Raw genomic sequence first — 12811 nt, forward strand, 5'->3', positions numbered from 1 at the left:
CGGGGATGACGACGCCGACGCCGCGGCAGGTGGGGCACGGCCGGGAGGTCATCACCTGGCCGAGCAGCGACCGCTGCACCGTCTGGACCTCGCCGCGGCCGCCGCAGGTGTCGCACGGGACCGGCACGGAATCGCCGTTGGTGCCCTTGCCCTGGCAGCGGTCGCACAGCACCGCGGTGTCGACGGTGACCTGTTTGGTCACCCCGGTGGCGCACTCTTCGAGGTCGAGCCGCATCCGCAGCAGCGAGTCCGAGCCCGGCCGCACCCGGCCGATCGGACCGCGCGAGGTCGCGCCGCCGCTGAAGCCGCCGCCGAAGAAGGCCTCGAACACGTCGCCGAGGCCGCCGAACCCGCCGCCGAACCCGCCGCCCGCGGCAGCGTTTTCCATCGGGTCGCCGCCGAGGTCGACGATGCGGCGCTTCTCGGGGTCGCTGAGCACCTCGTAGGCGACGCTGATGTCCTTGAACTTCGCCTGCGCGGCCTCATCCGGGTTGACGTCGGGATGCAGTTCGCGCGCCAGCTTGCGGTATGCGCGCTTGATCTCCGCGTCGCTGGCGTTCCTGCTCACCCCGAGCAGCCCGTAATAGTCGCGTGCCACGCCTGACTCTCCTAAACCTGGTCCTTATCCCGCGCCTGCGCGTGCTGCGGGTGCGCGTTCATCGAGCACCCAGGACTTCGCCGATATAGAGGGCAACCGCGGCGACGCTGGCGATAGTTCCCGGATAGTCCATCCGGGTGGGCCCCAGCACACCCATTCCGCCGAACACGGTGTCGGAGGTGCCGTAGGCGGTGGTCACCATCGAAGTGCCCGCCATCTGCTCGGCGGCCGTCTCATGGCCGATACGCACCGTCACCTTACCGGCTTCCTGCTGGGCCGCCAGCAACCGCAGCACCACCACCTGCTCCTCGAGGGCCTCGAGGATCGAGCGCAGCGAGCCGCCGAAATCGGCGGCGTTGCGCGTCAGGTTGGCGGTCCCGCCCATCAGCAAGCGTTCTTCGGTGTGTTCCACCAACGACTCCAGCAACACGGTCGCCGAGCGGCCGACGGCGTCGCCCAGGCCGTCCGGGGCACGGAGCTGACCGGCCAGGTCGGCCACCGCGATCGAGGCGGCCGAAAGCTTCTTGCCGATCAACGCCTGGCCGAGCATCTCGCGGAGCTGGGACAGCTGGTGGTCGTCGATGACGTCGCCGAGTTCGACGATGCGCTGGTCCACCCGACCGGTGTCGGTGATGACCACCATCAGCAGGCGGGCCGGCGTCAGCGCGATCACTTCGAGGTGGCGCACGGTGGACGACGTCAGCGTCGGGTACTGCACCACGGCGACCTGGCGGGTCAGTTGGGCCAGCAGTCGCACCGCCCGGCGCAGCACGTCGTCCAGGTCGACGCCGGACTCCAGGAAGCTCAGGATCGCGCTGCGCTCGGCGGAGGACAACGGCTTGACGTCGTGGAGCCGGTCGACGAACTCGCGGTAGCCCTTCTCGGTCGGCACGCGCCCGGAGCTGGTGTGCGGCTGGGTGATGTACCCCTCGGCCTCCAGAACCGCCATGTCGTTGCGCACGGTGGCGGACGAGACGCCCAGGTTATGACGCTCCACCAGCGTCTTGGAACCGATGGGCTCCTTGGTGGCAACGAAATCGGCGACGATGGCACGCAACACCTCGAAACGCCGATCGTCGGCACTTCCCACTCGTTGTCACCTCCCTGCACCGCGCTGACCGGGTCCATTTTACGGGTCTCGAGCCGCGCCAACGGTTACCAGCGGGCCGTCGGCGGCGGGCAGTCGGCGGCACCCGCAACGATTACCGACGCTTCGGCGCTGGCGACCCTTCGTCCGGTTAGCCTTTCCAGCATGAACCGGTCCGGTGATCGCGACGCGTCGGGGAAGATCGGGCGATGATTTTCAAGGGCGTGCGCGACGGCAAGCCATACCCCGAGCATGGGCTGTCCTACCGGGATTGGGCCCAGATTCCGCCGCAGCAGATCCGGCTCGACGAATTGGTCACCACGACCACGGTGCTCGCCCTGGACCGCCTGCTGTCGGAGGACTCCACGTTCTACGGCGACCTGTTTCCGCACGCGGTGCGGTGGAAGGGCGTCACCTATCTCGAAGACGGCCTGCACCGGGCGGTCCGCGCGGCTCTGCGGAACCGCACGGTGCTGCACGCGCGGATCTTCGACATGGACATGGCGCCGGGGCCGCCGCGGTAGCCGGTCACGTTTGCGCACCGCCGGGTGTCGACTTGGTGAGGACGACATTCAAGGAGGACCGCCATGCCTCGGCTGCAAGGAGTCTCGGACCGTGACGCCGGTCTGGGCGCCAAGATCGCCTTCTTCTTCACCAAACGCAAGCTGGCCCAGATGACCGGGCTCGAAACGGCCGGGATGCTGGAACCGCTGCGGATGTACGCGCACATCCCCCGGCTGCTCAACGCGTACGGCAGGCTCGAGCAGGCCGAGTCGAAGCTGGACATCCTGCGCCCCCGCGACCGTGCGCTCGCGGAACTCAAGGCGGCGACGACGGTGCACTGCGAGTACTGCATCGACCTGGGTTCGCAGATCGCCCGCCGGTGGGGCATCACCGACGAGGAACTGCTCGCGATGGCCGATTATCGGAACGCCGCGTGCTTCTCCGACGTCGACAAGCTGATCCTCGAGTACGCCACCGCGATCAGCCGCACCCCCGTCGAGGTCAGCGACGAGCTTTTCGATGCGCTGCGCGGGCATTTCGACACCGCCCAACTCGTCGGGCTCACCCACGTCATCACGCTGGGCAACCTGCGGGCCCGCTTCAACCTCGCGCTCGGTATCGGCTCGTCCGGCTTCTCGGGCGACCGGGTCTGCGCCCTGCCGGAAACCCACGGTGACACGTGACCGTCGCTGCGTCGGTGACGGCGCGTTTCGAGGCGGCGCGGCCGCAGCTGGGCGCCATCGCCTACCGCATGCTGGGCTCGATCGACGACGCCCAGGACGCCGTGCAGGAGGCGTGGCTGCGGCTGAGCGGAAGCCACGCCGACGGGATCGCCAATCTGGACGCCTGGCTGACCACCGTGGTGGCCCGCATCTGTTTGAACATGCTCCGCGACCGCCGGGCCCGCGGACGGGAGGACCTGGCCGCCGTCCTGCCGGACCCGATCGTGGAAGCCGACGGCGAGTTCGACCCCGAACACCGGGCGATGCTCGCCGACGCGGTCGGGCTGGCGTTGTTCGTGGTGCTGGATACGTTGCCGCCCGAGCAGCGCCTGGCGTTTGTGCTGCACGACGCGTTCGCCGTGCCGTTCGACCAGATCGCGCCCATCGTCGGCCGCACGCCGGAGGCCACCCGCAAGCTGGCCAGCCGGGCGCGCCGGCGGATCGAACAGGCCGACCCGTCCCCCGACGGCGACGCGACCGCCCAGCGGGAGGCCGTCGACGCGTTCTTCGCGGCGGGCCGCAGCGGCGACTTCGACCGCCTGGTCGCGGTGCTGGATCCCGAGGTGGTGCTGCGCGGGGACTTCGGCCGCGGCACCCCCGGCTTCCGCGCCGAGGGTGCACCCACCGTGGCCAAGCTGGCCCGCAGCTATGCGGGCCCGGACCGCGAGGTGCGCGCCGCGACAGTCAACGGGGCGGCCGGCGCGGTGATCTTCGTCGCCGGGCAGGCGACGGCGATCATGGGATTCGTCGTGCGCGACGGCCTGATCGCCTCGATCGACGTGCTGGCCGACCCCGTCCGCATCGCGCGGTTAGACCTGCGCGCCGATCACTGACCGGCGGCTTGCAGCAACTCCATCGCCGACGCCCGCGACAACACCCAGCCGCCCTGGTTGACGAACGTGACGTTCTGCGTGACCGGTGACGTCAGCTTCGGGCCGGAGACCGCGACGTCAGCCGTGGCCGAGCCGGCCGCGGCCGGCTGGATGTTCGTGACACCGAACGACAGGGGCAGGTCGCCGTTCTTGGCCGCCTTCTGCAGCTTCTTGTCGGCGACGTGCGCCTCGATGCCACTGATGCCGCCCTGAACCAGGTTGCTCTTGCTGGCGAACGAGACGCTCGGGTCGGCCAGGCTGTTCAGCACGCCGGTCAGCTGATCGGCGGTCGGCAGGTCGGCGGCCGCAACCGGAGCCGGATCCTGCGGTAACGGCGCACCGATCGCTGCGAGCCGCACCTGGTCCATCGAAGGCGCGATGGAGACCGCGCCGGCGGCCGCACCCCCGATGACGGCGAATGCTGCCGCGCTGGTGGCGAGCAACTTGACGGTTTTCATGGTTCCCCCTTCGACGGGCGCGCCTGGTGAAACGGATCCACGCATCTGGCGTGGTGTCAACGCGCCTGCTACTCCTGTTGATTCGCCTGGCGGCATGGCTACGTTACGGCCACGCCATGTGAAGACAACAGGCGGAACCTGTGCCCCAGCTGTGTGGCGGCCCAGAATTGCGGCCGGCTAGTTGGTCGCGGTCGCGGCCTGGATCAGGGCGATGGCGGCGTCGTGCTGCAGGACCCAGTTGCCGCCCTGATTGACGAACACCAGGTGCTTTTCCACCGGCCCGGCGAACTTCGGACCCGAGATCGCCACGTCGGCCTGGGCCATGTTCGGGCCGGCCGGCGCGATGTTCGTCACGGCGAAGGTCTCCGGAAAGTTGCCGTTGCGGTAGGCCTTTCGCAGATCGTGATCGGCAACGTGGCCCTCGTCGGGGGTGATGCCGTTCTCCACCAGGTTGTTCTTGGTGGTGTACGAGACGCCCGGATTGGTCGCCTGGTCGCACAGGGTCGACAACTGCTCCGCGGTCGGAAGAGCGCCCGGGGCCGGCGGCGGCGGTGGCGGGTCCTGCGGGAGCGGCGCGCCGAGCGCGGCCAACCGCACCTGATCCATCGGTGCCGCGACGAAAACGCCACCGGCGGCTCCCCCTAAGACGGCGAACGCCGCCACGCCGGTGGCAATACTCTTCATGGTTTTCACGGTTCCCCCTTCGATACGCATGCACCATGGCGGGATCTCAGCGATCTTGTCCCCCACACGGTTCCGCGTGACCACGGTTAGTAGGTGTAAGTGTGCCTGGTGTGACCGGCGATTGTGTCTCGGGCCGGTCACGGTACGGCGACGCTACGGCCGCGCACCGCCCGCCCGTTACGAGCGTCGCTCGATCGATTCCCGGAGACTCTTCGGCCGGATGTCGGTCCAGTTCTGCTCGATGTAGTCGAGGCACTCCGCGCGGCTCGCCTCGCCGTAGACCACGCGCCACCCCGCCGGCTTGTCGGCGAAGCTCGGCCACAGGCTGTGTTGATCCTCGTCGTTGACGAGGACGAAGAAGGTGCCGTTCTCGTCATCGAAGGGGTTGATGCTCATCGCGTCTCCTTGTCGTGTGCTGGGGCGGGCCCACCGAACCCACCGTGGATCCCAATACCCGGTCTGACAACAATCCCAAGCAGCTGAGGTTGGGAAATCCCGGCCCCTGCGTCAGACCGGAGAGGTTGGGCAGGAACAACTTGGGTGCGACGTCGGTGACGGCCAGGTCGTGGCCGATCGCCTCCTGCAGGCTGTCGGCGGTCAGCGGTCCGCCCAGGCCGAGCTCCAACAGGTCCAGCACGTCCTGGCCGAACAACGACGTGAACCACAGCGAGTCGGCGCCAGAACCGTCGATGACGAGGTCGAAACCGTGCACCGTCTCGAGGTTCTCGCTGCCGCGGTTGGTGGACAGGGTCAGTCGGATCTGCCCGTCGCGGCCCACCGCGTGGGCCACCCGGCCCCGCAGATGGCGGATGCGGTCGTCGGCCAGCAGGGCCTCCTGCACGTTCGCCGAGAAGACCCCGCGGTCGGTGCGGGCCAGCGCGTCGCGGCGTTCGGCCAGCGTCAGCGCGCTCCAATCGGTGGGGTCGGAGAACAGCGAGTTCTCGAAGAAGCTCTCCCCGCGGGTGAACAGCGTCACCTGCGGCGAGATGACGGTGATGGTTGAAACCCGGTGCCGGAACAGCTCGTTGAGCATCGACGCCGCGGTCTCGCCGCCGCCGATCACCGCCACGCGCTCGGCGCTGATCCGGTCGTGACCCGCGGCGCGGTCCCAGAACTGGGCGATCGACAGCATGCGCGGATTGCCGGGCAGCAAGGATTTCTCGGCCTGACCGGGCCCGGTGATCATCAGGGCGTCGGCTTGCACGGTCGTCTCGTGGGTGTGCAGCGTCCACTGGTCCCCGCTCACGGCCAGCCGTTCCACCTCACCGTGCACCACGTTGAGGCCGATCCGGTCGGCCACCCAGCCCAGGTATTGGCTCCACTTGCGATGGGTCGGCGCCGGGCGGCCGCGGTCGATCCACTCGGCGAACGACGCCGTGGCGATCAAATAGGACTGCCAGCTATAGCGGGTCATCCGCTCGTCGAGTTCGGCGTTGCGGCGGGGCACCAGTGCCGAGCGGTAGGGGAACCCGACATCCTTCTCCGGGCTGGTGCCCAGCCGGTGCGCGCCGTCGGTCCAGCCGCCGCTCGCCTGCCAGTTCGCCGCCACGCCGATACGTTCGACGGCGATCACCTCGGGGGCGTCGACACCCATGTCCCGCAGCACGGAAGCCTTGGCCGCGACGGCGACCGCCTTGGCTCCCGCGCCGAGGATCGCAAGTGTGCTCATGGGGCCATCTCCCGTAGCGATTCGATCCAAAGATGTTGCAGCTCGGCGACATCGGCGTCACTGAGAATGTCGGGCAGCGTGCGCCACTGCGCGGCCAGCACCCGCTGCCCGTCGAAGGTGAGCATGGCGGCCACGATGGTGAGCTCGTGGCGGACCGCGAGATCGGGTTCGGGCTGTGGCGACACCCCGGCCAGCAGCTCCCGCTCCAGCGTCAACGCGGTGCCGCCGTGGGCATGGGCGGCTCCGATGTAGTTCAGCAGCAGTTGCGGCCGGCGCAGCGGGGCGAGTCGCTCGGCGGTGTCGGTGCGCAGGTAGCGCAGCAACCCGTAGTCCAGCCCATCTCCCGGGATCGTCGCCAGCAGCTCCCCCGCGCCTCGTGGGCCCGTCGACGTCACCCGAATCGGGTAGATGGAGCTCAACAGCCCGACGGTGTCGCCGGTATCGATGCTGCGCGTGCCCGTGCCGTCGACGAGACCGTCGGCGCGCCCGTGTGTTTCGAGCGCCAGCAGGGGCGGTGGCGTGGCCTGGTCGCGCGAGCGCCGCCACCGCGTCACCGTCGCCGCCGTGGCGGCGATCAACAGGTGGGGCATCGGCAGGCCCGAGCCCAGTAACCGGCGGGTGAGGTCGGCGTCGGTGGCGATCATGCGGACGTCCAGATCGCGGGCGCGGTCGCGACGCGGATCGACCCGCCGGGCGCCGAGGTCGGGATCGTCGCCGTCGGACTGGGCGGCCCAGAACTGCACGGTGTCCAGTCGGTGAGCGCGCTCGATGAGGGCGGCGGCCCAGCGCCGGTAGCTGGTGTGTTCGCGGATCGGCGCGGGCGCACGCCCGGTGGTCAAAGCCGTTAGGGCGGAGTCCAATTCGCCGAGGACGACCCGCCAGGACGCCGGGTCCATCGCAAGGACATGGGCGGCCAGCAGCAGGACGCTCGGCCCGGCCGGGGGCCGAAGCCATACCGCGGCCAGCATCGTCCCCCGCTCCGGGTCGAGGCGGTCGACGGCCCCGGCCGCGTAGGCGGGGATCACCGCTCGCAGATCGTCGGAGGTCGCAACCTCGTCGATGAGTCCGGTGTGGGTGTCCGGTGCCGAAACCAGGGTCATGGCGGCCCGGTCCAGGCGGGAGCGCAGCACCTCGTGGGCGTTCACGATGCCGGCCAGCGCGGCGTCCAGTTGTTCGCGGGTGACGTTGTCGGGCAGCCGGATGGCCTCGGTCTGCGCCAGGCGGCGCGGCTCACCGAATTCGTAGAGCCATCGTCCGTTGGGCAACACCGGCATGGGTCCGGTGTCCTCTTCGGCATCGCTTGCGGCAGAGTACGTTTCGGAGTCGATCGCCTCCGCTAATTCGCGGATGTTGGCGCACTCGAGGACGAGCCTGGCGCGCAGGGCAATTCCCCGCGCCCGGGTCGCCTGGACCACCGACAGGGCCGTGATGCTGTCCAAACCCAGCTGCAGGAAATCCGCGGAGACGTCGACTCGCGGCTGGTGGAGCAGCTCCGAAAGCACTTCGGCCAGTGCGGCTTCGGTCGGCGTTGCGGGGGCGGCCTCGGCGGGATCCGGCTCGTTGGCGTCGAAGGCGCTGAGCGCGGCCTCGTCCAGCTTGCCGTTGACCGTCAAGGGGATCTCGTCGACCGCGAGGATGCGCTGAGGGATCATGTAGCGCGGCAACCGGGTGCCGAGCATCGTACGTAGCTCGGCCGCCGTCGGCGGCCGGGGCGCCGCTTCGGCGACGACCACGTAGGCCGTCAGCAGCGCGACCCCATGGCGCCGGCGCACCACGACCCCCGCTCGCCGGACGGCGGGATGCGATTCGAGCGCGGCCGCGATCTCGCCCGGCTCGACGCGGTAGCCGCGGATCTTGACCTGAGCGTCGGCGCGGCCCACGTATACCAGCGAGCCGTCGGGGGCCCGACGCACCAAATCGCCAGTGCGGTACATGCGTTCGCCGGTCGCGAACGGGTCGGCGACGAACCGCTGCCCGGTTTGGGCGGCGCGGCCCAGATAACCGCGGGCCAGCTGGGCGCCGGCGAGATACAGCTCGCCCGTCACGCCGCCCGGAACCGGTCGCAGCGCGGAGTCCAGCACGTAGCCGCGCGTGTACGCGGTCGGCCGCCCGATCGACGGGTCGTCATGCTCGGCGATGGCGGCGACCACCGCCTCGACCGTCGTTTCGGTGGGGCCATAGCAGTTGTGGGCCGCCATGCCGGTGCGCGCGCACTCGGCGCGGATGAGGTTCCAGTCGGGCTTGCCGAGCGCTTCCCCGCCCAGGGCCAGCACCGCCAGCGGCACCGTGCTCAGCAAACCGCATGCCGCGAGTTGGGCAAACATCGACGGGGTGGTGTCGATCATGTCGATGCGGTGCTCGGCGATCGCCTCGACCAGCGCCTCGGCATCGGTCTGCGTGTGCTCGTCGACGACGTGCACGGCGTGACCGTCGAGCAGCGCGACCAACGGCTGCCAGGCGGCGTCGAACGCGAACGACCACGCGTGCGCGATGCGCAGCGGCCGGCCCAGCCGGTCGGCCGCCGGGCGCAGCACGTTGTCCAGGTGGTCGTCGGCGTATGCGCTTACGGCTGCGTGAGTTCCGATGACTCCCTTGGGTTCTCCGGTGGTACCCGACGTGAAGACGACGTAGGCGGCTTGCCCGGGCGACACTTCGACCGGGTGGAAGCCCGCGCCCGGCGGTTCGCCGGCCAGCGGCGACTCCTCGTCGAGCACGATCGCGGCGCCGGATTGACGCAGGATCGATTCCACCCGTTCCGGGGGTGTTGTCGGCTCCATGGGCACGCACATGCCGCCGGCCTTGAGCACGGCCAGCATCGCGACGATGTAGTGCGGTCCCCGGGAAAGCCGAATGGCCACCGGGCTTTCGGGCCGCACGCCGCGGTCCGCGAGGCGGGCGGCCAGGCCGTTGGCGAGGGCGTCCAGTTCGCGGTAGCTCATCGTGCCGCCCGCCCAGCTGATCGCGAGGTTGTCCGGGGTCTTGGCGACGACGTCGGCGAACCTCGTGTGGATGCCGACCGCAGACGGGGCGGGCGGGGCCGCGGCGCGCGGCGGGGCCGCCTCGTCGTCGAAGAGAACGCTCACCTGGCGCAGCGGCCGGTCCCAATCCCGCAGCAGCCGTTCGGCGGCGGTCAGCACCCGCCGGCCGAAGGTCGCGGCGGGAATGGCGCCCAGCGCACCGTCGATCACTTCGACCAGCACCACCAGTTCGCCGCCTTCGATGTGCGCGGCGACGGTGATCGGGAAATGTGACAGGGTTTGCAGGGTGGACGGCCGGAATGTCGCACCGCCTGCGGTCAATTCGACGCCCGCGGCCAGTCCGTCCAGGGGGAAGTTCTCGTAGACCAGCAGGGTGTCGAACATCTCCCCGACGCCGCCGAGCGCGCGCAGTTGGGCGTGCCCGAGGTAGCCGTGCTCACGCAGCAACGCGGCGTCACGCTGCACCGCGCGACATTGCTCGCCGACGCTTGCGGCCGGGTCGAGCCGCACCCGCATGGGAACGGTGTTGATGAACAGCCCGATCATGGTCTCCACGCCGGTCAGTTCGGGCGGCCGGCCGGAGATGGTGACCCCGAAGACCACGTCGTGGGTGTCGGTCAGCCTGGACAACACCAGCGCCCACGCCATTTGCATCAGCGTGTTGACGGTGATCCCGCGGGATCGCGTCCCGTCGACCAGTCGGGCGGTCGCCGCGCCCGGCAGCCGCAGTTCGGTGGTGCGGGGCAACCCGGCGCGCCGGTCCTCGCCCGAGCCGAGCGCCGCCGACAACAGGGTGGGGCCCGGAAGGCCGGCCAGGTGCTCCCGCCAGACCCGTTGACTGGCTTGCAGATCGCGGCCGGCCAGCCAGCCGATGTAGTCGCGGTAGGGCCGCGGTGTGGCGGGCAACGCGGACACGTCCCCGCCGGCCCGATACAGAGTCATCATCTCGTTGACGAACACCGGCATCGACCAGCCGTCGATCACGATGTGGTGGGCGGTGAGCACCAAACGCGATCGAGTGCAAGGCAATTCGATGAGCAGGAAGCGGATGGCCGGCCCGCGCTCCAGATCGAACGGGCGCCGGCGTTCACCGGTCTCCAGCGCCTGCACATCCTCGGGCGCCGCGGCGACGGTGCGCCACGGCAGGTCGACCCTGGACGGCACGATCTGGACCGGGTGGGCGATCCCTCGGCTGAAGAAGCTGGCCCGCAGATTGGGGTGCCGCCTCAACATCTTTGTCGCGCAATCACGTAACAGCGCGACGTCGAGCGCACCGGAGATGTCGGCGGCCATGCCGATCACGTACGGGTCGTCGGCGTCGCCGTCGGCGAATTCGGCGAGCGTGGTCAGCGAATACAAGCCCTCCTGCAGCGGGCTCAGTGCCATCACGTCCTCGATGTCGGGCGCGACATCCTTGGTGGCCGTCATGGCGTACCGTCGCGCGACGACCAGAGCTGCGTCACCGCAGCCAAGTCGTCGGCCGAAAGGCCGGACGTGCTCATCGGCTCGAACCGGTCGTCGGCGTGCTCGGTGTCGTTCTGCCCGTCGAGAGCGGCCGCCAGCTGCTGCACCGTCGGGTTCTCGAAAATCATCCGCGGGCTCACCGCCAGGCCGGCGGCCCGTGCGCGCGCGGCGAGCTGCACCGACAGGATGCTGTCCCCACCCAGCGCGAAGAAATCGTCGAAGCGGCCAACCTCGGGCGTCGACAGCAGCTCGGCGAACACCTTGGCCAGCGCGCGTTCGGTGTCGGTGCGTGACGGCTCCGTCTGTCCGCTGGTGGTGACGGACGGCCGCGGCAGCCCGGGCCGATTCAGCTTGCCCGACTCGGTCTTGGGTAGCGCGTCCAGGACGGTCAACGACGACGGGATCATATAGCCGGGCAGCGTCGCGCCGATGGCGGCGCGCACCTCCGATGCGAACGAGGCCTTCTGTGCGTCGTCGACCATTGGCCGTTGCGGCACAACGTATCCGGCCAGGGAGGTGCCGCCGTTCAGCTCCCAGGTGCGTGCGGCGGCGGCGGCGACCCCGTCGACCGCCGCCAGCGCAGCCTCGACCTCGGCCAGCTCCACCCGGAAACCGCGCACCTGGACCTGGTGGTCGGTCCGTCCGACGAATTCCAGTTGGCCGTCCTCGGTCCAGCGGGCGAGGTCGCCACTGCGGTACAGACGTGAACCCGGTTCGAGCGCAAAGGGATCGGCGACGAACCGGGTGGCGGTCAGCCCCGGGCGTTTCCAGTAGCCCCGCGCCAGTTGATCGCCGGCGTAATACAGTTCGCCCACGACGCCGACCGGCACCGCCCGCAGCCCGTCGTCGAACAGGTAGGCGGCCGCCCCGGGAACCGGCTTGCCCACGAGCGGATTCGGCGGTGCCAGCCGCCCGCGGGATACCGCGCCGGACGTCTCGGTGGAGCCGATGTTGTTCAACAGCTCGATCTCCGCGCCGCCGCACACGGCCACCAGCCGTCGTAGCAGCGACGCGCTCACCGGTTCCCCGCCGCACACCAGTCTGGACAGCCCCCGCACCGCGTCGGGCCGGCTGTCCACCAGTGCGGAGACCAGGCTGGGCACCGCGGTCACCTGCGCGACCCCGTGCCGACTCATCAAGTCGCCGAGGGCTTCCGGGTCGCGGTGCTCGGCATCGTCGGCGAGGATCATCGTCGCCCCCGCCGCCAGGCCGGCCAGCATCTCCATGCCACCCTCGAGGAACGTGATCGAGGCCTGCGCCAGCCGCACGTCCTCCGTCCTGGGCGGGTAGTGCCGCAGCTGCCAGTCCAGCCGGGCCGCCATCGACCGATGGGTGCCCAGCGCGCCTTTCGGCTTGCCCGTGGATCCGGACGTGAAGACCAGGAACATCGGGTCGTCGGGGTGCGGCGGCGGCAGTTCCCGCCGAGCGGCATCTCCGTTCTCCAGCGCGGCCCGCACCTGCGCGTCGTCGAGCGAAATGACGGCCACGCCCGCTACGTCGGGGATGGTGTCCGCCGCTTCGGCCGTGGCCAGCACCACCGGCGGCCGCACGTCGTCGAGCATGAACTGCTTGCGCGCCCGCGGATAGCCCGGATCGATGGGGAAGTAACCGCCGCCCGCCTTCATGATGGCCACCAGCGCCACCACCAGGTCGATGCCGCGCCGCATCGACAGCCCGACCAACGACCCCGGCCCGACACCGCGCGCGGCAAGCAACGCCGCCAGGCGGTCCGAAAGGCGGTGCAGCGCTGGGTAATCGAGCTGCCGATCGCCGCA

11 protein-coding genes are annotated in these 12811 nt (G+C 70.0%); 3 read left to right on the top strand and 8 right to left on the bottom strand.

The window, feature by feature from the left end:
• On the bottom strand, nucleotides 1-598 hold a 598-nt coding region (locus tag A9X03_RS17730; RefSeq protein ID WP_156746590.1), incomplete at its 3' end, for a DnaJ domain-containing protein.
• A gap of 58 nt (nucleotides 599-656) precedes the next feature.
• Nucleotides 657-1688, bottom strand: coding sequence for a heat-inducible transcriptional repressor HrcA (hrcA, locus tag A9X03_RS17735; RefSeq protein ID WP_067276375.1), 1032 nt, complete (start codon nucleotides 1686-1688; stop codon nucleotides 657-659).
• A 206-nt stretch (nucleotides 1689-1894) separates the two neighbouring features.
• Between hrcA and A9X03_RS17740 the strand changes: the two genes are divergently transcribed.
• From A9X03_RS17740 to A9X03_RS17750, 3 genes are all read left to right on the top strand, one after another.
• Nucleotides 1895-2209 (top strand): type II toxin-antitoxin system VapB family antitoxin, encoded by a 315-nt coding sequence (locus tag A9X03_RS17740; RefSeq protein WP_067748401.1) that lies wholly within the window; start codon nucleotides 1895-1897, stop codon nucleotides 2207-2209.
• 63 nt (nucleotides 2210-2272) lie between these two features.
• Nucleotides 2273-2872 (top strand): carboxymuconolactone decarboxylase family protein, encoded by a 600-nt coding sequence (locus tag A9X03_RS17745; protein WP_067748399.1) that lies wholly within the window; start codon nucleotides 2273-2275, stop codon nucleotides 2870-2872.
• A complete protein-coding gene (locus tag A9X03_RS17750) occupies nucleotides 2869-3744 on the top strand; it encodes a sigma-70 family RNA polymerase sigma factor (RefSeq protein WP_067785043.1) in 876 nt (291 codons plus the stop codon). Before A9X03_RS17745 ends, A9X03_RS17750 begins: the two co-directional genes overlap by 4 nt.
• Here A9X03_RS17750 and A9X03_RS17755 read toward each other — a convergent pair.
• The 6 genes from A9X03_RS17755 to A9X03_RS17780 all read right to left on the bottom strand — a co-directional run.
• Nucleotides 3738-4241: a hypothetical protein gene (locus A9X03_RS17755; protein ID WP_067748395.1), complete on the bottom strand. Its 504-nt coding sequence runs from the start codon at nucleotides 4239-4241 to the stop codon at nucleotides 3738-3740. The two genes, A9X03_RS17750 and A9X03_RS17755, sit on opposite strands and share 7 nt — an antisense overlap.
• A 177-nt stretch (nucleotides 4242-4418) precedes the next feature.
• Entirely contained in the window at nucleotides 4419-4934 is a 516-nt protein-coding gene (locus tag A9X03_RS17760; protein ID WP_067748393.1) for a hypothetical protein, read from the bottom strand.
• A 168-nt stretch (nucleotides 4935-5102) separates the two neighbouring features.
• Entirely contained in the window at nucleotides 5103-5321 is a 219-nt protein-coding gene (locus A9X03_RS17765) for an MbtH family protein (RefSeq protein WP_067748391.1), read from the bottom strand.
• The gene (mbtG, locus tag A9X03_RS17770) at nucleotides 5299-6594 is read right to left on the bottom strand and encodes an NADPH-dependent L-lysine N(6)-monooxygenase MbtG (protein WP_067748388.1); all 1296 of its coding nucleotides are present in this window, start codon (nucleotides 6592-6594) and stop codon (nucleotides 5299-5301) included. Before mbtG ends, A9X03_RS17765 begins: the two co-directional genes overlap by 23 nt.
• Nucleotides 6591-11000 (bottom strand): non-ribosomal peptide synthetase, encoded by a 4410-nt coding sequence (locus A9X03_RS17775; RefSeq protein ID WP_068262210.1) that lies wholly within the window; start codon nucleotides 10998-11000, stop codon nucleotides 6591-6593. The genes mbtG and A9X03_RS17775 overlap by 4 nt, the downstream gene beginning before the upstream one ends.
• Nucleotides 10997-12811: non-ribosomal peptide synthetase (locus tag A9X03_RS17780; RefSeq protein WP_156746591.1), on the bottom strand; the 1815-nt coding region annotated here is incomplete at its 5' end. The genes A9X03_RS17775 and A9X03_RS17780, both read right to left, overlap by 4 nt.

Source organism: Mycobacterium sp. E1715, from assembly GCF_001667625.1.
GTDB lineage: Bacteria > Actinomycetota > Actinomycetes > Mycobacteriales > Mycobacteriaceae > Mycobacterium.